The 23,271-nt window shown below is 45.4% G+C and carries 24 protein-coding genes; 12 read left to right on the plus strand and 12 right to left on the minus strand.

Annotation, left to right across the window (positions count from 1 at the left end; translation table 11 throughout):
* The first annotated feature begins 380 nt into the window (after positions 1-380).
* Positions 381-671 carry a helix-turn-helix domain-containing protein gene (locus tag GQS64_RS02030; RefSeq protein ID WP_188318057.1) on the plus strand — a complete coding sequence of 97 codons (291 nt, stop codon included), beginning with the start codon at positions 381-383 and terminating at the stop codon, positions 669-671.
* 194 nt (positions 672-865) lie between these two features.
* On the opposite strand, the gene GQS64_RS02035 is transcribed toward GQS64_RS02030, so the two are convergent.
* Together GQS64_RS02035 and GQS64_RS02040 are read right to left on the minus strand one after the other, a co-directional pair.
* Positions 866-2,449, minus strand: coding sequence for a peptide chain release factor 3 (locus GQS64_RS02035; RefSeq protein ID WP_198230464.1), 1,584 nt, complete (start codon positions 2,447-2,449; stop codon positions 866-868).
* 246 nt (positions 2,450-2,695) lie between these two features.
* On the minus strand, positions 2,696-4,360 hold the full coding sequence (locus GQS64_RS02040; RefSeq protein WP_198230465.1) for a lysine--tRNA ligase: 1,665 nt from the start codon (positions 4,358-4,360) through the stop codon (positions 2,696-2,698).
* A 120-nt stretch (positions 4,361-4,480) separates the two neighbouring features.
* Between GQS64_RS02040 and GQS64_RS02045 the strand changes: the two genes are divergently transcribed.
* Positions 4,481-4,891, plus strand: coding sequence for a tellurite resistance TerB family protein (locus GQS64_RS02045; protein WP_246798482.1), 411 nt, complete (start codon positions 4,481-4,483; stop codon positions 4,889-4,891).
* Between the two features lie 149 nt (positions 4,892-5,040).
* On the opposite strand, the gene GQS64_RS02050 is transcribed toward GQS64_RS02045, so the two are convergent.
* Complete coding sequence (locus GQS64_RS02050) at positions 5,041-5,628, minus strand: hypothetical protein (protein WP_198230467.1); 588 nt, start codon at positions 5,626-5,628, stop codon at positions 5,041-5,043.
* A 457-nt stretch (positions 5,629-6,085) separates the two neighbouring features.
* Here GQS64_RS02050 and GQS64_RS02055 point away from each other — a divergent pair, with 457 nt between their 5' ends.
* The 3 genes from GQS64_RS02055 to GQS64_RS02065 all read left to right on the plus strand — a co-directional run bounded on the left by GQS64_RS02055 (position 6,086) and on the right by GQS64_RS02065 (position 7,387).
* Entirely contained in the window at positions 6,086-6,322 is a 237-nt protein-coding gene (locus GQS64_RS02055) for an Lrp/AsnC ligand binding domain-containing protein (RefSeq protein WP_075869935.1), read from the plus strand.
* 44 nt (positions 6,323-6,366) lie between these two features.
* On the plus strand, positions 6,367-6,732 hold the full coding sequence (locus GQS64_RS02060; RefSeq protein WP_198230468.1) for a hypothetical protein: 366 nt from the start codon (positions 6,367-6,369) through the stop codon (positions 6,730-6,732).
* A 115-nt stretch (positions 6,733-6,847) separates the two neighbouring features.
* A complete protein-coding gene (locus GQS64_RS02065) occupies positions 6,848-7,387 on the plus strand; it encodes a copper chaperone PCu(A)C (RefSeq protein ID WP_198230469.1) in 540 nt (179 codons plus the stop codon).
* Between the two features lie 193 nt (positions 7,388-7,580).
* On the opposite strand, the gene GQS64_RS02070 is transcribed toward GQS64_RS02065, so the two are convergent.
* The 4 genes from GQS64_RS02070 to GQS64_RS02085 all read right to left on the minus strand — a co-directional run bounded on the left by GQS64_RS02070 (position 7,581) and on the right by GQS64_RS02085 (position 11,690).
* Entirely contained in the window at positions 7,581-8,192 is a 612-nt protein-coding gene (locus tag GQS64_RS02070) for an alpha-ketoglutarate-dependent dioxygenase AlkB (protein WP_198230872.1), read from the minus strand.
* Between the two features lie 723 nt (positions 8,193-8,915).
* Positions 8,916-9,452, minus strand: a complete 537-nt coding sequence (gene lysM, locus GQS64_RS02075) for a peptidoglycan-binding protein LysM (protein ID WP_198230470.1) — start codon at positions 9,450-9,452, stop codon at positions 8,916-8,918.
* Between the two features lie 118 nt (positions 9,453-9,570).
* Positions 9,571-10,008 carry an alternative ribosome rescue aminoacyl-tRNA hydrolase ArfB gene (arfB, locus tag GQS64_RS02080; protein WP_198230471.1) on the minus strand — a complete coding sequence of 146 codons (438 nt, stop codon included), beginning with the start codon at positions 10,006-10,008 and terminating at the stop codon, positions 9,571-9,573.
* A gap of 86 nt (positions 10,009-10,094) precedes the next feature.
* Complete coding sequence (locus GQS64_RS02085) at positions 10,095-11,690, minus strand: phosphoenolpyruvate carboxykinase (protein WP_077990410.1); 1,596 nt, start codon at positions 11,688-11,690, stop codon at positions 10,095-10,097.
* A gap of 372 nt (positions 11,691-12,062) precedes the next feature.
* On the opposite strand from GQS64_RS02085, the gene GQS64_RS02090 reads away from it, so the two are divergent.
* From GQS64_RS02090 to GQS64_RS02120, 7 genes are all read left to right on the plus strand, one after another.
* Entirely contained in the window at positions 12,063-12,785 is a 723-nt protein-coding gene (locus tag GQS64_RS02090; RefSeq protein WP_077990411.1) for a response regulator transcription factor, read from the plus strand.
* A 141-nt stretch (positions 12,786-12,926) separates the two neighbouring features.
* Positions 12,927-14,714 (plus strand): sensor histidine kinase, encoded by a 1,788-nt coding sequence (locus tag GQS64_RS02095; RefSeq protein ID WP_198230472.1) that lies wholly within the window; start codon positions 12,927-12,929, stop codon positions 14,712-14,714.
* Between the two features lie 29 nt (positions 14,715-14,743).
* Complete coding sequence (locus tag GQS64_RS02100; RefSeq protein ID WP_198230473.1) at positions 14,744-15,211, plus strand: HPr kinase/phosphorylase; 468 nt, start codon at positions 14,744-14,746, stop codon at positions 15,209-15,211.
* A 154-nt stretch (positions 15,212-15,365) separates the two neighbouring features.
* On the plus strand, positions 15,366-15,773 hold the full coding sequence (locus GQS64_RS02105) for a PTS sugar transporter subunit IIA (RefSeq protein WP_077990414.1): 408 nt from the start codon (positions 15,366-15,368) through the stop codon (positions 15,771-15,773).
* Positions 15,774-15,796: 23 nt separating this feature from the next.
* A complete protein-coding gene (locus tag GQS64_RS02110; RefSeq protein WP_077990415.1) occupies positions 15,797-16,075 on the plus strand; it encodes an HPr family phosphocarrier protein in 279 nt (92 codons plus the stop codon).
* Positions 16,076-16,656: 581 nt separating this feature from the next.
* A complete protein-coding gene (locus tag GQS64_RS02115) occupies positions 16,657-17,280 on the plus strand; it encodes a trimeric intracellular cation channel family protein (RefSeq protein WP_198230474.1) in 624 nt (207 codons plus the stop codon).
* Between the two features lie 96 nt (positions 17,281-17,376).
* Positions 17,377-18,396: an NADP-dependent oxidoreductase gene (locus GQS64_RS02120; protein ID WP_198230475.1), complete on the plus strand. Its 1,020-nt coding sequence runs from the start codon at positions 17,377-17,379 to the stop codon at positions 18,394-18,396.
* Between the two features lie 78 nt (positions 18,397-18,474).
* On the opposite strand, the gene GQS64_RS02125 is transcribed toward GQS64_RS02120, so the two are convergent.
* From GQS64_RS02125 to def, 5 genes are all read right to left on the minus strand, one after another.
* Positions 18,475-19,344 (minus strand): transporter substrate-binding domain-containing protein, encoded by an 870-nt coding sequence (locus GQS64_RS02125; RefSeq protein WP_198230476.1) that lies wholly within the window; start codon positions 19,342-19,344, stop codon positions 18,475-18,477.
* A gap of 71 nt (positions 19,345-19,415) precedes the next feature.
* Positions 19,416-20,348 carry a polyphosphate kinase 2 gene (gene ppk2 / locus GQS64_RS02130; RefSeq protein WP_077990424.1) on the minus strand — a complete coding sequence of 311 codons (933 nt, stop codon included), beginning with the start codon at positions 20,346-20,348 and terminating at the stop codon, positions 19,416-19,418.
* Between the two features lie 636 nt (positions 20,349-20,984).
* Positions 20,985-21,728, minus strand: coding sequence for a tRNA pseudouridine(38-40) synthase TruA (gene truA, locus GQS64_RS02135; RefSeq protein WP_198230873.1), 744 nt, complete (start codon positions 21,726-21,728; stop codon positions 20,985-20,987).
* Position 21,729: 1 nt separating this feature from the next.
* Positions 21,730-22,659, minus strand: coding sequence for a methionyl-tRNA formyltransferase (fmt, locus tag GQS64_RS02140; protein ID WP_198230477.1), 930 nt, complete (start codon positions 22,657-22,659; stop codon positions 21,730-21,732).
* Complete coding sequence (def, locus tag GQS64_RS02145; protein WP_077990428.1) at positions 22,659-23,189, minus strand: peptide deformylase; 531 nt, start codon at positions 23,187-23,189, stop codon at positions 22,659-22,661. Before def ends, fmt begins: the two co-directional genes overlap by 1 nt.
* Between the last annotated feature and the right edge of the window lie 82 nt (positions 23,190-23,271).

Genomic DNA, 23,271 nt, shown 5'->3' on the forward strand with positions numbered 1-23,271 from the left:
AAACTCTGTATAGTCCGTTTTGTAAGTTTTTCTTTGATAAACAGGTGATATAAATCCGGTACCGATTTTTTAGAATTGTTGCAATCATCATGATTGGATCAAGCATATTTGATACATATTGCAAAAAAAATGTAATATTTCTCAATTTTAGAATATGTCCTACTTGCTAGATTGGCGTTATTCTGCCATGACGATAGATCTGTCCAGGGAAACGACAGACTTTTTCTGTTTAACCCAGAAAGGACGGTAACGGTCAATCTTGGGGGGGCGGTTATTCAAGGCGGCGTTTTCGATGAAATATCAATAGAAAATGGGCTTTGCATATTTTCGCGATGAACCGCGACAATCGATCAAAGGTATATTTTTATTGGGATGGGTTAATGATGAATCATATGGAAAATGGCGGTAACATTTCCTCTGAAGACGTTCAAACATTGAAGCGGAATGAAACACGAAGTGACCAGAAGATTGGTGGAATACTGCGTCATTTTCGTAAAAAAAATGGCGTAACACAAATGGAGCTGGCGGCTGTTGCAGGTATTACACCACAGCAAATTCAAAAATATGAAAAAGGATCGGATCGCATTGCCGTTTCACGGCTTATGACGCTTCTTGATTTTCTGGATATAAATTATGAAGAATTTATAAAAGAGATGCGCAATTGCAATTAACACCGATTGCCGGAATTCAAGAGCGATTCTGTGCTTATCTCGATTGAATCCGGTTTTTAGCCTGTTTTTGATATTTGAACAGGCCGGAAACCGGAGAAGAGCGTTATATAACTTGTTTATGTCACCGGATGATAATGTCTCTCATGGTACAACAATCCGGAGTACCGGATTGAAAAACAGCCGGAAAATTCCTTTTATGCAGTCTGGATGTTTCGTGTCTGATAATCTTTGATTGTATAAAACTTGATTTTTGGTGCTCGTTCCGCTTCATAATTGAGCGAAAAATTATTTTCAGCGAGAAATACCGGATCTCCATCAAGATCGGATGCAATAGCATCCCTATGTGTGGCTATGAATTTGTTAAGATCGGCTTTGTCATCAGCCGAAATCCAGCGGCATACAGTAAAGCGTGCCGGTTCAAAACCGACGGGAAGAGAATATTCCACTTTGAGACGCTCGGTCAGAACATCAATTTGTAAAGCGCCGATAACACCGACAATCGACGGCGAACCGTCATCGGGCATAAAGAGTTGCACAACACCTTCTTCAGCCATTTGTTGCAAAGCTTCTTTAAGCTTCTTTGCCTTCATCGGGTCACCGAGACGGACACGGCGCAAAATTTCCGGAGCAAAATTCGGAACGCCTTTGAAAAGAATGTCTTCGCCTTCTGTCAGCGTATCGCCAATTCGTAACGTTCCATGATTGGGGATTCCCACAACGTCACCGGCATAGGCTTCATCGGCAATCTGGCGGGAGCGGGCAAAGAAAAATTGCGGTGCCGATAGAGTCATGGGTTTTCCGGTACGCACGAGTTTTGCTTTCATGCCGCGGGATAGAATTCCCGAACAAACGCGCAAAAACGCAATGCGATCACGGTGATTAGGGTCCATATTGGCTTGTATTTTGAAAACAAAACCGGTCATTTTCGGCTCTGTCGCCTCGACAATGCGAGTATCGGCAACTTGTGCACGCGGACTTGGACCATAGGCAACAAGAGCGTCGATAAGATCACGCACACCATAATTCTTCAAAGCAGAACCGAAATAGACCGGTGTCATTTGGCCTTCACGGAACGATTTCAAGTCAAATCTTTTACATGCGTCACGCGCAAGAACAACGCCTTCAACAAATGCCGCACGATCATGTTCGGGCAGCAATAGAGCTGCTTCTTCAGGCCCGCTGACAGGGCGCGGAGTTTTTTCTTCGTCTTTCTGGCGTACAAGATTGTTATGAAGGTCAAAACTTCCTGCAAAATTTTTGCCCGATCCGATTGGCCATGTTACCGGTGCGGTATCAAGTGCAAGCTTGTCTTCTATTTCGTCCAATATCTCCAATGGATCCAGTGCCTCCCGATCCATTTTGTTAACGAATGTCACAATCGGAATGTCGCGCATGCGGCAGACTTCAAAAAGTTTCAATGTTCTGGGTTCAATACCGCGCGCTCCGTCAAGAACCATGACAGCGCTATCGACAGCCGTCAGTGTACGGTAGGTATCATCGGCAAAGTCTTCGTGCCCCGGTGTATCAAGCAGATTGAATATATGATCTTCATATTCGAATGTCATAACCGAGGTGACAACCGAAATGCCGCGCTCGCGTTCGATTTTCATCCAGTCGGAACGGGTCTGGATACGGTCTTTCTTGGCCTTGACTTCACCTGCAAGCTGGATAGCACCACCGAACAATAACAATTTTTCGGTCAAGGTTGTCTTACCGGCATCAGGGTGCGCGATAATAGCAAATGTGCGGCGCCGCGCGACCTCTTGTGCCTCGTTCATAACTCACTCCTGTTACTTCGTTACCTGCACGACCTGTTTGTTTTGATAATCGGCCGGTCGATAATAAAATTCGGCTTCTTTTACCTCTTTTTTTAAAAAAGAGTGAGGAATTTGTGTCCTCTATCTGAAAATTTTCAATAAATTGGCGGCAAGCTTAAAGCTTGTCTTCAAGAATTGTACCGGATTGCTTCAAAATCATCTTGAAAGGGGTGAAAAGCCCCCTTTCAAGATGATTGCCGTGTTCATCTATTCGTTGACAAGTTTTCCGGCGAGCGCGTCAGCAATCAAGGCTCGCGTTTCATCAATGCCATAAAGAGCAATGAAAGAGCCGAAACGCGGTCCCCGTTCCTGACCAATCAGAACTTCATAAAGCATTTGGAAAAATGAAACAGAAACACCGGGCCCCCCGTCAGGGCTTTTTTTGTTGTGGTCCTGATAACGCTCTGTCACGCGGCCAATGTCGAGCAGTGCATTCTGGATTGTGTGGGCATCGGCATCTGCTGGCAAGTGTGCAAGGGTTTGGTCAATTTTTTCCAAAGTTTCGCGTTCGACAGCATCCGGTGCACGGAATTTTTTGGTCGGTTTGACGAAATCATTGAAATAGCGGATGGCAAAACCGACGAGGCTGTCAAGTTCAGGCTGGTTTTCCGGTGTAGCACCCTTGGCGTAACGCGAAATAAAGCCCCATAAGACATCGGCATTCTCGGCATTGGATGCACTGACCAGATTGAGCAACATGGCAAAGGGTACGGGTAAATCCACTTCCGGCGGGTTGCCGTTATGCATATGCCAGACAGGATTGTTCAGCCGGTCTTTCCAGCTTTGCTTCGGATAGGCAGAAAGAAAACTGTAATATTCGTCAACAGCCTTCGGGATCACATCAAAATAAAGCCGCTTGGCAGTTTTCGGCTTCTGGTACATGTAAAGGCCAAGGCTTGCAGTGGGCGCATAAGTGAGCCACTCGTCGATTGTCAGGCCATTGCCTTTCGATTTTGAAATCTTCTGTCCTTTGTCATCCAGAAATAGTTCGTAATTAAAGCCTTCCGGCGGTGTCCCGCCAAGAATACGACAAATTTTTGAAGACAAAGCCACAGAATCAATCAGATCTTTACCGGCCATTTCATAATCGATGCCCAAAGCCGTCCAGCGCATGGCCCAATCGGCTTTCCATTGGCATTTGACCTTGCCACCGGTGATTTCGGTTTCAATTTTTTCGCCGGTCTCCGGTTCGATATAGGTGATCGTGCCTTTTTTCGCGTCATGGGCGATCATCGGGACCTGCAAAACTTTTCCCGAAACAGGAGAGATCGGCAAGAATGGCGAATAGGTCGCGCGCCGCTCTTCACCCAATGTGGGAATAATGACAGCCATGATCTTATCGTAATTGGCAAGCATTTTGAGGAGCGTTTCATCAAAACGTCCCGAAGTATAATAATCGGTTGCGCTGGCAAATTCGTAATTGAAGCCGAAACGGTCAAGAAAAGCGCGAAGCCGCGCATTATTGGCGGCGCCGAAAGAGGGATAATCTTTCGTAAACGGGTCGGGAACCTGCGTTAAAGGTTTACCAACATAGGTCTCCATCAATGCACGATTGGGGACATTTTCCGGCACTTTGCGCAATCCGTCCATATCGTCGGAAAAACATAACAATTTGGTTTTGACTTTGTTTTCCGTTAAAACGTGAAAAGCATGACGTACCATTGTCGTGCGCGCAACTTCACCGAAGGTACCGATATGCGGCAAACCGGACGGCCCGTAACCGGTCTCGAACATCACTGTATCAGGGTAGCCTTTTTTTTCGTAACGTTTGACAATTTTGCGTGCCTCCTCGAAAGGCCATGCTCTGGATTGGGCTGCCGCATCAATGACATCCTGATTAAGATTTTCTGCCATGAAATTGTCTGTTGACATGGGGTTTTATCCTGAATTTGAATCGTTTAAGAAAGCTCTATGGCTCAAACGGCTTTTCGTCAATCATCGGAAGAAAAAAACCGGAAAAAACCTCGAAAGAATACGATCAGGGGGAAGATTATGGAAATATTGACTGCGCAAGAAGCATTAATATACATTATGGTCACTACTTCTGCTGCTGACGCAGCGGTGAGCGACAATGAACTGAAATTGATTAGCGAAATTGTTGCGCGTCTTCCGGTATTTAGTGGATTCGACGAGGAGCGGCTTGATGCTTTGGCGGCCGAATGTTGTTCTTATCTCGGACTTGACGATGGACTTGAAAGAATACTTGAAATGGCCGGTGCGGCTCTTTCCGCCAGATTGCGTGACACAGCTTATGCCTTGGCTGTTGAAGTTGCGGCGAGCGATCTTGATGTCAGGCAGGAAGAGCTCATGTTCTTACAAATTTTGCGCGAGCATTTCGAGCTTGAAGATTTGACTGTTGCAGCGATTGAACGTTCGGCGCGTATCCGGTTCAGAAAAGCTTGAGACAGTGTTTTTGAACTGCGATGGAATGCATTCGGTCAATCGTTCAAAACTATATAAATATAAAATTCATGTTTGAACATGACATTCTGACAGTCCAGTCAAAATCCTGTTTGTTAAAGGGCTGTCTATTGATGTGAAGTATTGGAGAATTACTTCTCGTATGGGGAGTAAATTCCGGGGTCCTGATCGTCTTCCGGATTGGTAGCTATATCCTCGTCAAGGGCAGCTTGTCTGAACTGCAATTCCTGATCGTCGAGAAAGTTTTTCAAAGCAATGCTCACACGTGTGGCTGCTTCGCTATTGCTATCAATCATCGCGTCAAGAAAATCCTTTAATGAAATACCGATGAGGTCAAATCCGAGGTCTTTTTCAACGACCCGAAGATCATAAGTATTTCGGGGAGAATATAGAATTTCTTTCAGATAGGCTGCTGCTTCCTGAATTGGCAAGCCATGCGGTTTTTCAAGGCCGAATTTTTCGGAAAGCAAATAGAGGAGCTTTTCTTCTTCATCCTCGATTTCTTCGGCACTTTTCCGGTTATCCAAAGGTTTGAAGCGATTGGCAACCTGACGTGCGCCATTTTCGGCCTGCGAAGAGGTGCTCGGCGTTACGGCATTGAATGTTTCTGCAAGAGTGTCGGAACTTGAATCACCATCAAGATTCTTTGCACGACGGTTTGTAAGCTCTGTAGCCGCTGCTACAGTAACATAAGTTTGCACAGGAATGGGTGGAATCATGGCAAATCCCTTTCCGGCGTTGAAAAATAAAAGATAAACGATTGTAGGAAAGCGTGCAATTGTTTTAAAGTTTAATTTTATTGGTATAATTTAAAGTCAAAAATTATAATATTTTTCATTTAAATACATATATTTAAAAGGATAGAATATTTAAAAAACATATAATGGATTTTAGGGGTAAAGATATTTTTTAAACTTTTAATTGATAATATTGAATATTATTTATCGTGTTTTATGAGAGAAAATCTCTGAATTTGATAAATCGGCTGACATCATTGCGCTTTTCCCTGTTAAAATCATGGACAAAAATATTTCAGCCGGTCTGCACAAAGGAAAATGTGCCCCTGCATGTTGTCGGCAAGGCTTGCGTGATAAACATGTTTTCAAGTTCCAAACGAAGAAAGTATGTTGATTTCTTGTCGGTTTCATGTGTTTGTTTGGCTAAAGGAGAATGAACATGAAGCCAATATTCATCCAGTTGCAATGTGCACCGGGTACAGCTTACGACGTTGCCGATATACTTTATGAGCGCGAGATCGTTTCGGAACTCTATTCCACAAGTGGCGAATTCGAGCTTCTGGCAAAGATCTATATCGAAGAGGGCAAGGATATCGGTAAATTCATCAATGACAACATTCTTGATATACCCGGTATCACGCGATCTTTGACAACATTGACATTTACTGCATTCTAAATCCGGATTAAACGGAGAATGGTCAGGTAGAGCCGGAGCAGCTTATGCGGTCGGTAAAACTTCATCTTTCGCGGTTTGTGCTGGTTTTTGCGATTACTGTTCAATCAGTCGTGATGGCGCAGGCTGCTTTAATCGGCTTCAATGCTGCCGGAAAATCCTATGGCGGCATAATTTGCTCGGCATCAGGCGCTAGAAAAAGCTTGCCAACAGGACATGCGCCAATGCCGGCTTGTTGTGTCGGCGGGTGCATTCTTTCTGCGGCACTGCAAATAGCCGAACCTGATGATAACTTCCTTGAAATATCGGAGCGGTCAAGTGAGCCGATTGGCATTTTATTGGCATTGTCACTTCTTGGGCAATATAATTTTTGCCTATATGATGCACGCTCGCCACCGCATAGATTTTCCTGAACAGATTTTATGTCCCTCGATCGTTACTTTTTGGTCCACATACAAAACTTGACGTGTAGCGGTCATCCGGAAATTTTTAGTAATCGAATGTTATTCCGAATATCAGGAGTTATTTATGTCATACACTTTTCAAAAATCTTCAAATTCATTCAAGGCAGGCATTGCTTTGATAGCGGCCTCTGTTTGTTACATTTTTTTGAGTTCTTTCAATTGTGCTTTTGCCGACGCGTTTAAAATCGGCAATATCGAAATTACCAATGTCTGGGCACGTGCAACTCCCAATGGTGCGAAAGTTGCCGGTGGTTTTTTCACCATCGTCAATCATGGTAAAGAAGCTGATAGGCTGGTGTCTCTATCGTCGGAATTGTCCGATAAAGCACAAATCCATTCCATGGAAATGGATGATGGTGTCATGAAAATGCGCCATCAGGCGGATGGTGTGGTCATTCCGGCCGGTGGAACAGTCGAATTCAAACCGGGTAGCTTCCATGTTATGTTTATGGATCTCGACAAAACTTTGAACAAGGGTGACGAGTTCAAGGCAAAAATGGTTTTTGAAAAAGCCGGCACTGTCGATGTGGTCTTTACTGTTTCAGGCATTGGTGCCCAAGCACCGGATTCAATGCATGCCAATCATGAAGAACATCAGCATTAAAAACTGCTTTTAGAATTAAAGTTTTTGCGAAAAAATAAAATGCGTGGCGGAATTTTGTCACGCATTTTGTTTATTAAGCTTTTTGATTGACTTCCTTTAAAGCCATTGCCGCGAAAAGTTTTCACGTGAAACGCTTCCATTATAATCGGGCGGCTGCCTTCATAGAGTAAGCTTCAATGACGAGATTTCCATTTTACCCGACAGGTGTAATACGTCGCAAAGTCAGGTTGATACGGCCGGGAACTTTCAAAAGTGTAGAAGTTTCCGGATAAATCCGGTCAACACCATGAAACGCAAGACGCATATCGCCGCCGAATATAATAACATCACCGCTATTCAACCGTAAGGAATGGGTTTTTCCGCCTTTGACTGGCGTTCCGACACGAAAGAGACATGTATCGCCCAAGGATACTGAAATGACCGGAGCGGCAAGTTCACCTTCATCCTTATCCTGATGCATTCCCATGCGTGCATCCGGCGAATAAAAATTGATGAGGCAGGCTTCCGGCGGAGCGGAAAATCCCGATAATTTTTGCCATAACTCTTGCAGTTGTCGGGGAATTTCCGGCCAAGGTTTTTGCGTTTGAGGATGTGTTTCCTGATAGCGATAGCCGCGATCTTTGTCGGTAACCCAGCCGAGTTTTCCGCAATTGGTTTGCCGGACACTCATCGGCTTTCCGGTTTTTGGCATTCTGGGAACAAATAATGGCGCTTGCCGGACGATTTCCCTCACCTCATCAACCAGATTTTCCTGATCGGTGCGATTGAAATAGTTCGGAAAATAATCAAAGCCGTAAAAATCCATCCTTTGAAAATAAACAGACTCTGACAGCTCTTCAAGATGCTGAACATCATTCGCCGTGCTCAAGCGCCGAAAAGATCACGTTCCTTCAAGCCCCTATATAATGCTATGGAATTTGATGTATCAGCTTGGCTTTTCCGCTTTTGTGAATGATTGCAGTTGAGTGGAATTTTTTAAAAAACAGAAAAATTGTAGCGGATAAAGGCTTATATAGTGACGTTTTGTCAGGGAAATTTGCCGGCAGAAAATGGTGGCCGGGATCGGGTCACTCTGTCAGAGAAACAGATTTATCAATCTGTATTTTTGACAGGCAAACATTAAGTCCTGTCGGGAAAACCGGTCTGGAATGGCTGTTCTTGTTTTTCAGCGATAGTTCGGCCAAACTTCATAGATGTCATCCCGAAAACCGCTTCACACTTTTCGGGATGGGTTTTGGTTACCGGCGCATCTTGTCCGAAAACCGTTTCACACTTTTCGGGCTGGGTTTTGAGTGCCCGCGCATCTTATCCGAAAACCGTTTCACACTTTTCGGGATGAGTTTTAAGTGCCCGCGCATCTTGTCCGAAAACCGTTTCACACTTTTCGGGATGGGTTTTGAGTGCCCGCGCATCTTGTCCGAAAACCGCTTCACACTTTTCGGGATAGGTTTTTGAGTGCCCGCGCATCTTGTCCGAAAACCGTTTCACACTTTTCGGGATGCGCGGGGTATGCGGTGTAATAAAATAATCAGGCCTGATTGAGGTCGGGGATGCGCAGCTTTTGGCCGGGGAAGATTTTTTCAGGCGATTTCAACATAGGCTTGTTTGCCTCGAAAATAATCTTATTTTTGTCGCCATGACCTTTTCCATAAACTTCTTCAGCAATCTTCCACAAAGTGTCACCCTTTTTCACTTCATAAAAATGCGGTTCTGCCGATTGTGAACCTGACGATTGTGTGGCAGCAGAGGCTGAAGATGTTTGCGAAGTACCCGCTTGTGTCGTTTGATTGCTTGCCGGTTTTTGGCCGTTTTCTACTTTGAGATTATCGGTATTGACCGATTCAATGCTGTGAAGGTTGCCAACGGCAAGAATGGCCTTTTCAAGTGTTGCCTGATCTTTGACAGCGCCGGTCAGAATTGCTTTGCCGTTCTCGACTGCGACTTTCACATTCTCTGTTCCAAGATTAAGGCCATCCAAAGCTGTTTTAATGCTTTGTGCGTCAGGGGCTTGTTCCCCGAGGCCAAGTTTTTCGCCAACCGATTTTACAAAATTAAAAAGTCCCATTGCATTCTCCTTTCAAGAAAATGCGCGTCTTGCCCTTTTGAGGCGGAGCGACACATCGTTAGAGCGGAAGCGTGTGTTCCGGCTTTCATTCAAAAGACATAGAGCAGGAATTTAGATTTCAATCCTTGGTTACTTTTGAACGAGCCTTTTTCACTTCCGAACGAATGCTTTTGGCTTTCAATCTTCGCTCGATCGAACCTTTGGTCGGTTTTGTTTTACGTCGCTTTGGCGGCGGTGGTTCAGCCGCTTTTTTGACGAGTGAAACCAGTCTTTCTCGCGCATCTTGCCGGTTTTTTTCCTGTAAACGGAAACGTGATGCTTCGATGAGGATTTCGCCGTCTTTCGTCGCCTTTTGACCCGCAAGTTTTATGAGGCGGGTAAATATATCGTGGGGCAGACCGGCCCGATAGGCGAAAAAGCGTAATTGTACAGCCGTGGCAACCTTGTTGACATTTTGTCCTCCAGGTCCCGAAGCACGAATAAAACTTTCCGCAATATCGCTTTCGCGTATGCGGATTTTCGCACTGATAAAAAGTTCACCTGTATCGCTTTTCATTTGTGCGATTATAACGTCGAAACGCCAATAAAAAAGCCCGGTAAAAGTAACCGGGCTTTCATTTGATTATTTATTTATTTTTGAACTCAGGCCTTGGGGGCTGCGTTTTTCACATCATCATCAACATGCGGAATGAATTTCTCGAAGTTTTTGATGAACATGCCCGCAAGCTTCTTGACCTGTTCGTCATAGGCGGCTTTGTCTTTCCATGTCGAACGGGGATCAAGAATTGCTGAATCAACTCCGGCAACTGCTTTCGGTACCATAAAACCGAAATTTTCATCTTTGCGGAATTCGACATTTTTAAGCGAACCGTCCAATGCAGCATTCAGCAATGCGCGGGTTGCCTTGATTGGCATACGGCTACCAACGCCGTAAGGACCACCAGTCCAACCGGTGTTGATGAGCCAGCAATCAACATGGTGTTCAGCAATTTTCTTGCGTAACAGATTGCCATAGACAGAAGGATGACGCGGCATGAATGGTGCACCAAAGCATGTCGAGAACGTTGCTTCCGGTTCGGTGACACCTTTTTCGGTCCCTGCAACCTTGGCTGTATAGCCGGACAGGAAGTGGTACATGGCTTGTGCCGGTGTGAGTTTGGCAATCGGCGGGATAACGCCAAAAGCATCGGCTGTCAGCATGATGATGTTTTTCGGCTGTCCACCCTTGCCGGTTTTACTTGCATTATCGACAAAATAGATCGGATAGGCGGCACGTGTATTTTCAGTCAGAGAACCGTCATTGAAATCCGGCTCGCGATCTTTGTCGAGAACGACGTTTTCAAGAATAGTTCCGAAACGCTGGGTTGTGGAATAGATAACCGGTTCCGCTTCAGCCGATAGACGGATGACCTTGGCATAACAACCGCCTTCAAAGTTGAAGACGCCATCATTGCCCCAACCATGTTCGTCATCGCCGATCAATGTGCGGCTTGCATCGGCAGAAAGTGTTGTTTTACCGGTTCCCGAAAGCCCGAAGAAAACAGCGGTATCGCCTTTTGGCCCTTCATTGGCTGAAGAGTGCATCGGCATAACGCCTTTTTCCGGCAGAATATAGTTCAATGCGGTGAAGACCGACTTTTTCATTTCGCCGGCATAGGATGTGCCGCCAATCAGAACGATAAGCCGTGTAAGATCACAGGCAATGACTGTCTCGGAGCGTGTTCCATGACGCTTCGGATCGGCACGGAAAGACGGCAGATTGATAATCGTCATCTGCGGAACGTATGATTCAAGTGCTTTTTCATCCGGACGGATGAGGAGGTTACGGATGAAAACGGCGTGCCAGGCATATTCGGAGGCAACGCGTGCTCTGATCGAGTTTTCATGATCCGCACCGCCGATAAGATCTTCAACAAACAGGTCGCGCCCCTTGGCATGTTCGACAAAATCGGCAAACAACTGGTCAAAATGTTCCTGACTCATCGGTTTGTTGTTGTCCCACCAGATATTGGGTTCGGTTTCTTTTGTGCGAACGATGAACTTGTCTTTTGCTGAACGGCCGGTAAATTGGCCTGTATAGGCAACAAGCGCTCCTTCGGCTGTCAACTTCGCTTCGTTGCGACGAATTGCTTCTTCATAAAGAAAAGGCGGTTTCAAATTGTAGTAAACATTGCCCAAATCTTTAAAACCGAAGCTTTTGAGTGAAGCCTTTGGATTGAATATGCCAGTCTCTTTCATAGTACCTCCGCTATTGCCCTTAAAAGCAACAAATGGCCCACACGATTGTGAGTGTTTCCTCCTAAAATCAGAAAAAATATTAAATATCAAATATTTAATCGATTTAAAAAAATTTAATTTTTTTAAAAGATGCAGTTAATGAAACTTCACCATGTGACCCGCGTTTATCCTGACGTAACAAAGAAAGGCATTTTTCGTTATTGAATCAAAGACTTTCATGATCTCTGCCACAATTTGTACCACATTTGTTTTGCAAAAGCGTTCAAGACACCCATATAAAGAAAACATATGTGTAAAAATAAACAGCGACGTTTCAAACATTGAATGGAATGTTGCAGCAAAAATAAAACCGCAAGAAAGAGTCGGAAAACTATGAAAGATATTGCAACCACGACACAGACAATTGCACTTGTCGATGACGATCGCAACATTCTGACATCGGTGTCGATAGCCCTCGAATCGGAGGGCTACCGCGTAGAGACCTACACGGATGGTGCTTCAGCCCTTGAAGGTTTGACAGCAAGGCCACCCAACCTTGCAATCTTCGATATCAAGATGCCCCGGATGGACGGTATGGAGCTGTTGCGGCGCTTGCGCCAGAAGTCCGATCTGCCGGTTATTTTTCTCACCTCGAAGGATGACGAGATCGACGAGCTTTTCGGCCTGAAAATGGGGGCGGACGATTTTATTACAAAGCCGTTTTCCCAACGCCTCCTCGTCGAACGTGTCAAGGCGGTTCTAAGACGTGCGGCGGCTCGCGGCGAACCGGTCAAGGCCAATACCCAGGCCGCTACTTCGATTGAACGCGGCGACCTTGTTATGGATCAGGAGCGCCACACGTGCACATGGAAAGGCGAACCGGTTATTCTGACAGTGACCGAGTTTCTTATTTTGCAAGCGCTTGCCCAGCGCCCCGGTGTTGTCAAAAGTCGTGATTCGCTGATGGATGCTGCTTATGATGATCAGGTCTATGTTGATGATCGCACCATTGACAGCCATATCAAAAGGCTGCGCAAAAAGTTCAAGCAGGTTGATAACGATTTTGAAATGATTGAAACTCTTTACGGAGTTGGCTACCGGTTTCGCGAGGTATAAAGCCGGTAATGAGATATAACGATTGTCCCGCCGATCAAAACCGGTTTATTTGGTGACTGGCGGGATCGTTACGGTTTTTAACAGTCGGCAAAAGCATATGTTCCGGCATATGCCTTTGCTCTGAAAGGTGCGGGCGACCGGATGGTTTCCGAGGAAGCAACAGCGGGTAAAGACGAAAAGGCAGAACAGGTAAAGCGTTCTCACAAGACCTCCCGTTTCGGGCGCTTGCGCAGGCGTGGCCATTATCTTTTCGAGCAACTTCTCTTTTCAAGTCTGACACGTCGTATCGTTATTCTCAACCTTGCAGCACTTTGTGTGCTTGTTGTCGGCATTATGTATCTTAATCAATTCCGTGATGGTTTGATTGATGCAAAAATAGAATCCTTACGCACACAAGGGAAAATTATTGCCGGTGCCATTGCCGCTTCGGCAACGGTTGACACCAATTCTATTCTGATTGATCCGGAAAAGCTGATGGAGTTGCAGGCAGGCGAAAGTATAACGCCGAAAGCGGAATCGACAGAAAATTGGGATTTTCCGATCAATCCGGAACGTGTTGCGCCATTATTGCGCAATGTCATTTCGCCAGAGACAACGCGTGCCCGCATTTATGATAGAGATGCCAACCTGCTTCTTGATTCAATGGTGCTCTATTCGAGCGGTCAGGTTTTAAGTTATAATCTTCCTCCCATTGCAGAAGACAAACCCGGTATTCTGGAGCGGTTCAGAAATTGGCTCACCAATACGATTTATGGAAACGATATTGTTGTCGATAAAGATCAGTTGGGTGGAAATGGCGCGGTCTATCCGGAAGTTGTCAAAGCAATGAACGGAATTCTGGCAACCGCACAACGGCGCAACTCGCAAGGTGAACTGGTTGTTTCCGTCGCCGTACCGGTGCAACGCTATCATTCGGTGGTCGGTGTCTTGTTATTGTCGACAGCGGGATCCGATATTGACAATATTGTAACGGCGGAACGGCTTGCAATTTTCAAAGTTTTTGCGGTTGTTGCGGCTGTGCTTCTCGTTCTCTCGCTGTTTCTTGCATATACGATTGCAAATCCCTTGCGCAAATTGTCGGCGGCGGCTGACCGTGTCCGCCATGGCACCAACAAACGTGTTGAAATTCCGGATTTTTCCGACAGGCAAGATGAAGTCGGGCACCTGTCGACATCAATCCGCGATATGACCGATGCGCTCTACACTCGTATCGAGGCAATCGAACAATTTGCAGCCGATGTCAGCCACGAATTGAAAAATCCGCTCACGTCGCTCAGAAGTGCAGTGGAAACCTTGCCACTTGCAAAAACGCATGAGGCGCGCGAACGGTTGTTCGATATTATCCAGCAGGATGTGCGCCGTCTTGATCGTCTCATTACCGATATTTCCGATGCTTCGCGGCTTGATGCGGAACTTGCACGTGAGACATCCGACAAAGTGGATATGGTTGCTTTGCTTGATAATATTGTAAGAGCATCGAGAGAAGTGCGTCGCAACAAGGTTTCGGCAACCATCGAACTCGAAATAAAGCCGCGTAATGGAGGCAAAAAATATATCGTCGCAGGCCATGATCTCCGTTTGGGGCAGGTGGTATCCAATCTGATTGAAAATGCACGTTCTTTCATTCCTCCCGAAAACGGAAAAATAAAACTTGCTATGCATGCCGAAGGTTCAAAACTGGTTTTGACGGTGGAAGATAATGGTCCGGGAATTCGTGCCGAAAAAATCGACCGGATTTTTGAACGCTTTTATACAGATCGTCCGGGTGCCGAGTCATTCGGTAAAAATTCGGGGCTTGGACTTTCGATAAGTCGCCAGATTATTGAAGCGCATAATGGGACTTTGACAGCGGAAAATATCTATTCCGACAAAGACCCTGATAAAAAACTGGGTGCACGTTTTATTATCGTCTTGCCACTCGAAAAATAATATTTCCCTTTTAAAACAAGGAACAGATTGTGTCCGAAAGCGCTGAACATCCCCTCACACTTCATGCAAATTGTCTTATCCTTGGGGAGAAAGGTGTTTTACTTACTGGAGCTTCCGCATCCGGTAAATCGGCACTTACTCTGGCTTTGATTGAACGCGCCTCATGGGCGGGGCATAATGGCTGTCTTGTCAGTGATGATTATACGCGATTATTCCCGCAGGACGGAAAGCTTTACGGACAAGTGCCGGAAGAACTTGCCGGTGGCATAGAAATCAGGGGAGCCGGTCTTTATCAAATGCCTTTCCGCAGAGAAACGGCAATTGACTTCATAGTTTTATTATCAAATGATGGCGAGCGCTATCCTTCGGGTAAGACAATAACCTATTGTGGTATAGAACGCCCGCTTTATACTCTTCCGACTTTCGATCGTGCAGATGCGATCACCATTTGTCAGGCGATTGAAGCATTTTGTTTCAAAACAGCTTGGAAGAAATGAATTTAGCCAGTTAAATCATGTTGAAAAACAATATTTTTCTTGCGTGGATAAAGATTTTTCTTGGCAGGGAAGAAAACCCCTGCCACAATAAAGAACTTACTGTTGATTTCCAAGTGACAAAACAGTTGGGGCGCTGGTGACAGGAGCATTGTGAATGATCGGACTCGTGCTTGTAACGCACGGCAGATTGGCTGAAGAATTTTTACATGCGGTCGAGCATGTTGTAGGTCCTCAGGAGAAATTTGCCACCGTGTGTATTGGCCCTGATGATGATATGGATCAACGTCGAAATGATATTGTTGAAGCTGTCGCCTCGGTCGATGGTGGACAAGGTGTCATCATTCTGACTGATATGTTTGGTGGAACGCCTTCCAATCTTGCTATTTCAATCATGCAGGAAGGCAAGATTGAAGTGATTGCCGGTGTCAATTTGCCAATGCTTATCAAACTCACATCAGTGCGCCAATGTAATGATATTGAATTGATCGACGCATTGAAAGCCGCTCAGGATGCCGGAAGAAAATATATCAATGTTCCAAGCATGTTGTTATCGGACGAATAGATAAACAGTTCTGTGCGGGAAAAATGGACATTTCTTTCAAAAGACAATTGGTTATTTCTAACAAACGCGGGCTTCATGCGCGTGCATCGGCAAAGTTTGTCCAGACCGTCGATGCATTTGATGCTGTTGTGGAAGTCGAAAAAGATGGGCAGACAGTCGGCGGCAATTCGATCATGGGGTTAATGATGTTGGCTGCTTCTCAAGGCAGTCATATTGACGTTACAACCCATGGTAAGGAAGCCGTCGAAGTGCTTGATGCACTTGAAAAACTCGTGAATGACAAATTCGGCGAAGAGAGCTGAAAATTTTGGTTCAACGTTTGGAAATCGGATCATTGATGTAAAATCCGGCGAATGGAAATATCGAGGCGGTAAAAATCTTTTAACCAGTTCGCTTGCTTATATAAATCGGGCCGAATGCTTATATATTTTGTTTCCTGATTTTATTTTCTGGTAGATCAAAACATTCACGTAAAAACATTCATTTCATAAAAACTACTTCGACATTTCTATTCTGCTCCGGTCGTGGCTGGTTCTTTGTGAAATTTTCATGACGCCCCGATCTCCAATTTCCATGTTGGGGGAAGAGAATTTATCTTTCAGGATGTATTCGGGTTTACCGGAACACAGTCGTGATAAACGGGTGACCGTTTGGCAGACTTGGGCAGAAAATTCTCCAACTCTTGTTGGCAGGTGCGGGCAACAGAAGGGGTAAGAATTTTCGGGGTCATGACCTTCGTTTGAAGCGTTGATTACCAATCATGCGGCCTCTTGCATGAAATAGAAAAGGCGGGGAAATTGCTACCAATCAGGCGAATGTGCATTAAATGGAAATCGTTATAAGATAACTTAAAACAGCAATGCGATTTTTAAAAGGTTGACGGATGCTCCTTCATTCAATTGATGTTATCGGCACTTTTGTTTTTGCGTTGAGTGGTACCAGTGCCGGTATCCGGCGCGGTTTTGATTTTTTTGGTGTTTTTGTCGTTGCAATGGCTACCGCTTGCGGTGGTGGAATCATGCGCGATTTGTGTCTGGGGGCAACACCACCTGTCGGACTGACCGATGTCGAATATCTGCTCGCCATTATCGGTGCAGTATTGCTCGGTATTTTTTGTCAGGAACTGATTATGCGTATGGAAAAACCGACTCTCTGGCTTGATGCTTTGGGTCTCGGTTTTTTTGCCGCATTCGGTTCGGACAAAGCCTATCAGATAACCGGCAATATCCAGATAGCAATCATTCTCGGATGTGCGAGTGCTGTAGGAGGGGGGTGCGTACGCGATATTTTGACCGGTCGCACACCGATAATTTTTAGCAAGGAAATTTATGCAAGTGCCGCGATTGTCGGCTCGGCTATTGTTCTTTTAGGGTCGGCAAGGCTTATATCGCCAACCATTGCCATATGGGCAGCAATTGCGGTTTGTACCTTTATCCGCATCATATCAATGCATTATCAGATCAATCTTCCACCGATTACATTGAAAACGCCAAATCGCCCGAAATAGACCGCATGTCGTGGACAGATTCCAACTTGACGTTTGTTGACAGCCGACTTTCCGAAGTCCATCTTTTGATTGGAAAATACGAAAGGAAAATCAGTAATGGAAGAAATCCGTTCAACACGCATTGTGCTCTCGTCCCGTCCGCACGGACTCCCTGTTAAAGACAATTTTGCTTTTGAAACAGTCAAGCTTCCGGAACCGAAGAGTGGCGAAGTGTTGATAAAGATCATTTATCTTTCACTGGATCCTTATATGCGCCAACGTATGTCGGATGAGCCTTCCTATGATAAGCCGGTTGCTATCGGTGATGTCATGATCGGTGGTACTGTGGGGGAAGTTGTCATTTCCAACCACAAAGATTTCAAGAAAGGCGACAAGGTTCTCTCGGCAAGCGGCTGGCAGAGTTACAGCATAGAAAAAGGTGAAAACTTAAAAAAACTCGACAATTTTGACGCGCCACTATCAACCGCTTTGGGTATTCTTGGTATGCCGGGTTTTACAGCCTATGCCGGAATGCGCAACATCGGTAAACCGAAAAAGGGCGAGACGGTGGTTGTTGCCGCAGCAACCGGAACTGTCGGGTCCATGGTCGGGCAACTCGCGAAAATCGCTGGTGCCAAGGCAGTCGGCATTGCCGGTGGTCCGGAAAAATGTGCTTTTGGCCGTGATGTGTTGGGTTTTGATGTCATGCTCGACCACAAAAGCAGCGATTTTGCCGAACGCCTCGCCAAGGCCTGCCCGGAAGGCATTGACGTTTATTATGAAAATGTCGGTGGAAAGGTGTGGGACGCAGTATTTCCCCTTTTAAATCCTTTTGCCCGTATACCTGTTTGCGGTTTGATTGCCCAATATAACGGCGTCAAGAATGCGGGCAATGAAGTTGATCGCTTACCGGAATTGATGAGAACGATTCTTATAAAAAGTTTGCTTGTTCGCGGTTTTATCGAGCGGGAATTCGAGCAGCAAAGACCTGAATTCATTGTTCAGGCACAAGAATGGTTGAAAAAGGGTCACCTTAAATATCGTGAAGATATTACTGAAGGTTTGGAAAACGCACCGGAAGCATTTATCGGCCTTCTTCAGGGTAAAAATTTCGGTAAAGTCATCATCCGCTTATAGTGGTGCTGGAAGCTTGATAATGGTGCTGCCAGATAGCACCATTATTCGGGGACTTTTCAAAATCCTTTTGAAGAGCCTTCAATAGAAACCGATCGGGAAATAACGCAGATAAAGTTCGGTGAGTTTTCCTTTGCGCTCCAGTGATTTCAACGCATAATTCAACGCTTCGGCAAGTTGCGGATTGTTTTTTTGAACCGCAATTCTAAGGCCGCTTTGTAAAAATTGCGGAGCAATATAAGCGCCTCCAACAAATTGGCAGCAATTTTCCGATTGAGGGTCATTCAACCATTGCGAGAATGCCATACCGTCACCGAATGCAAGATCAATGCTTTTGGCTTTCAAAGCAGCTTGCAGGCTTTCATTATTTACGAATTTTTGCCATTTAACTCCGGGAAAATAGGCAGCAAAAAGTGCTTCGTGAGCGCTCTTTTCCACGATGCCGATTTTGTATTTTTTTAAGCTTTTTCCTACCGGTTCGGTAAGACTTACATTTCCGGAGCCAATAAAACGGGCAGGAAAACGCAAATAACTTTGGGTAAAAATCAGGCTTTTGGCTGTTTCAGGTGTTTCGTTCATGCCGGCGATAATGGCTTCCCCCCCATTGTTATTGATATGGGGGATAAGTTCGTCCCAAGGCACAGCCTCTACTTCGCAAACCTGTTCGAGCTTCAATTCCGTGCAAATGGCACGAAAAAGATCAATATTATATCCGGAGAGTCGCCCCGTTTTATCAACAAAATTGAACGGCGGAAAATCGACAGTTGTAAGAAATCTAAGGCGCGGAAGTGTGCCAAGATCAGGGTGATTGAGCCGTTCCTGAGCATCAAAAAAATGTGGCAAGGCCACGCTATCGGCAGCTTCCCCCGTTGTCGAAAACACAACGAGACACAAAAAACCGAACATTGCGGATAATGACTTTTTATGATGCAGCATAGTGATTATCCGCATAACATAAATATTCCGGCATCAATATGAAAAAATAGGCATTGTTGCCGTCAATGCCTATTCTGTTTCATTCTTCAGATGAGATTTTCACTGGCGTGGCGCAAAAAATCCGGACCGACGCCGATAATTTTTTCATCCTCCGGACCGATTGCCGAAATATTACGATCAGCATAAGGGATAGAGAGAAGAACACGGCGGATCACCGCAAGGCGTGCACGTCTTTTATCGTTGGATTTGACAATTGTCCAAGGAGCCATGGCTGAATGGGTACGTTCTATCATGCGGTCGGCAGCTTTTCCGTATTCATCCCAAAGCGTAATCCCCGCTTCATCCATTTTCGAGAACTTCCAGTGCTTTAGCGGGCTATGGCGGCGTTCATGGAAACGTTTCAATTGCATTTCCTGCCCGATGTCGAGCCAGATTTTGAAAAATCTTATACCGTCCGAAACAATCAATTTTTCAAAGGTCGGTGCTTCGGCAAGAAATGTTTCAACCTGGGCGGGGCTGGCAAATTTCATCACCGATTCGACACCGGCGCGGTTATACCATGAACGGTCGAATGTGACGAATTCTCCGTGTGTCGGAAAATGACGTACGTAACGCTGGAAATACCACTGACCACTTTCGGTTTCGTCGGGTTTTGGCAAAGCAACGTTGCGCGCAGTACGGGGGTTCATATATTGGCGGAGTGTAAAAATTGTACCGCCTTTACCGGCAGCATCACGCCCTTCAAACAGAGCAACCACCCGCTCGCCGGTTTCAAGAAGCCAGGACTGCAATTTGACAAGTTCGATTTGTAAAGCTTGCAGTGTTTCTTCATATTCCTTACGGGGCATTTTTTTGTCGTAAGGATAGTTGCCTGATGTCAAAGCATTTTTTTCAATCCATTCGGGAAGCTTCGGTTCGTTAACATCGAAGACGCGCTTTTTTCCCGCAACTGTTAATTTGATGCCCGCATCATCTTTTTCGTGTTTTGACTGGTCTGTTTTTTTCGATTTCTGAGCCACAATAATTCCCTTATTAATAGACAACCGTTTCCGAACAGAAAGTTGAAAAACAATTATTGAAACCGGTTGGAAGCCTTGTACAAAATAAAAATCCCTCTGAGCGAAATGTGCCGGGCACAAAAAAACACCCAATGGAAGGACTATAAAACTTCATATTCAAAAAAGAAAATGCCTTTTGGTCTTTTTGTTGAAAAATATAGACTGTTTTCACAGATTGCGGTTAAAGTCGCCTGAGGAGGTAAAAACTATACTGGAAATGTTATGTTATTTTCTTGGAAGAAGTGGCTGTTTTTTTCAAAATTGCTTCAAAATAATCGGCTATCGTCGATTGAATGCTATGTGGGTGAGGCGGCTATTTGAAGAAAACTATTTTTGGCAAGCGTTCCGGTCAATGAACGATCGGCACCGACAGTTAAAAGATCAGCACCGACATATGATAATTTCGGGAAACCAAATTTTCGAGGCCGCCATTTTCGCTCATAAAAAGAGTTTTTCGCCTGAAAACGGGAGGCTCTTTTTTAAAAAAATATTGTGACAGGTATTTCTGTTGAACAAACGGAAAATTTTACCGGATTTGATTTTTTAAAAACACATATGATTATCTGGCAATCTTGTAAAAACTGCCTTCTGTTGCAATCAATAATCCACTTTTGTCAGATAAAGGCCGGAAGGTGGAGCAACCATGCCGCAGCGGCTGCGATCTTTGGCATTCAATGCATCTTCAAGGTCATCTGCCGTCCAACGGCCAACGCCCACTTCCATCAAACTTCCGGCAAAAGATCGTATCTGGTTATGAAGGAATGAACGTGCGCTTGCATAAATATGGATTTCATCGCCACTGCGTTTGACATCAAGCTGATCCAGCGTTTTGACCGGACTCTTGGCCTGACATTCGCTTGAACGGAATGTGGTGAAGTCGTGAAGTCCCAGAAGCCGTTTTGCCGCTTCGTCCATTTTTTCCGCATCCAGTTTTTTAGGAAACCACCAGACGCGGTTTGCTTCAAGAACTGCGGGTGCGCGCCGGTTCAAAATGATGAAATGATAATGGCGTTTTCGGGCAGAAAAACGTGCATCGAAATTCTGACTTGCGCTTTCCGATTTCAAAATCGCGACATTTTCCTTGTTTAGCGTCAAATGTGCATTGATGGCATCCCGCACCCTGTCGGGTCTCAAATCTTTTTCAAGATCGACATGGGCAACCTGACCGGTTGCATGAACGCCCGCATCGGTGCGTCCGGCTCCAAAAACGGTTACCTTTTCTCCGGAAAAAGCAAAGACAGCCTCTTCAATGGCGGCTTGAACAGTTCTTAAGCCATCCTGTCTTTGCCACCCGCAATAATTGGTTCCATCATATTCGATTGTTAATTTGTAGCGCGCCATATCAATAAACTTGAGTGACATGAAAGCCATGCAAGAAAGTACCGGCATCCATGGCTTTTCCGCCGGATTTTTGCAAGCGTGTAATTTGTAAACGTCCCTCGCCACAATGGATTGTCAAGGTTTCAGGGTCGACATGGCCGACACCAAGAGAAGAACCATCAACAAGTTTAGCTTTTAATAACTTGACGCGTTCCTTTTTGCCGGAAAATTCCATTTCGCACCAGCTTCCCGGAAAAGGCGAAAGCCCGCATATACGTTTTTGCAGCTCTTTTGCCGGTTTTGACCAGTCAATGCGGGTTTCATCCTTGGTGATTTTTTTGGCATAAGTCGCGCCATCCGATTTCTGGGGGGTCAATGCGAGATCACCTTGTTCCAGTTTGTCCATGGCTTCAACCATGAGAGGAGCGGCAATTTTTTCCAACTCGTCATAGAGTTCGCCTGCAGTCATATCGGGGGCAATGTTGATTGATTTGGAAAGTGCGATAGGGCCGGTATCAAGGCCTTCATCCATTTTCATAATCATCATACCGGTTTTTTTATCACCGGCCATAATTGCGCGCTGGATGGGAGCAGCACCACGCCAACGTGGCAAAAGTGAAGCATGTCCGTTAAAACAGCCAAAGCGCGGCGCTTCAAGAATGGCTTTTGGCAATAAAAGTCCATAAGCCACAACAATTGCTGCATCCAGCTTGAATGACGAAAAACGTTCCTGTTCTTGCCGGTCTTTCAAACTTTTGGGAGTGAGAACCTCAATGCCGAGTTTTTCGGCAGCAGAGGCAACCGGTGTAGGGGTAAGCTCCAATCCGCGTCGGCCTGCCGGACGCGGCGGCTGACTATAGACAGCCACAATCTCGTGGCCTGCTTTATGAAGAGCTTCAAGGACAGGAACCGAAAATTCCGGCGTTCCCATAAAGGCAAGCCGCAAAGACATTACAATCGCGCTCCGCTTTGTGCCTTTTCTTTGGCCAGTTTTTTAAATTTGCGAATGACCATATCACGTTTCAATCTGGATATATGGTCGATAAAGAGAACGCCGTTGAGGTGGTCAATTTCGTGCTGCAAACAGGTTGCGAGCAATCCGTCCGCCTCGATTTCATTCTCTTGACCCTCGCGATCAAGATAGCTTACGCGCACACGTTTCGGCCGTTCCACTTCTGCGTAATAATCCGGAATGGAAAGACACCCTTCCTCATAAACATTCGGTTCATCCGACCGCCACAAAATTTCCGGATTTATGAAGACTTGTGGTGCCTTGGGTTCATCTTTACCGGCAACATCAATCACCAATAAACGTAACGGTTCACCAATCTGGATTGCTGCCAATCCGATGCCGGGCGCTTCATACATTGTTTCCAACATATCATCGGCCAATTTTTGCAATGGCTTATCGACGCGCTCGACCGGTTTGGAAACCTTGCGCAAAATAGGATCAGGGAGAATAACTAAAGGTTTTATCGACATAAAGAAGAGGTAATCAATCACATTTCATACGTCAATGTGATATTGTTGATTTTCTCAGCCTTTTGATCGCTTTGTGACCGGA

Source organism: Bartonella sp. P0282, assembly GCF_048452985.1.
Classification (GTDB): domain Bacteria; phylum Pseudomonadota; class Alphaproteobacteria; order Rhizobiales; family Rhizobiaceae; genus Bartonella; species Bartonella choladocola.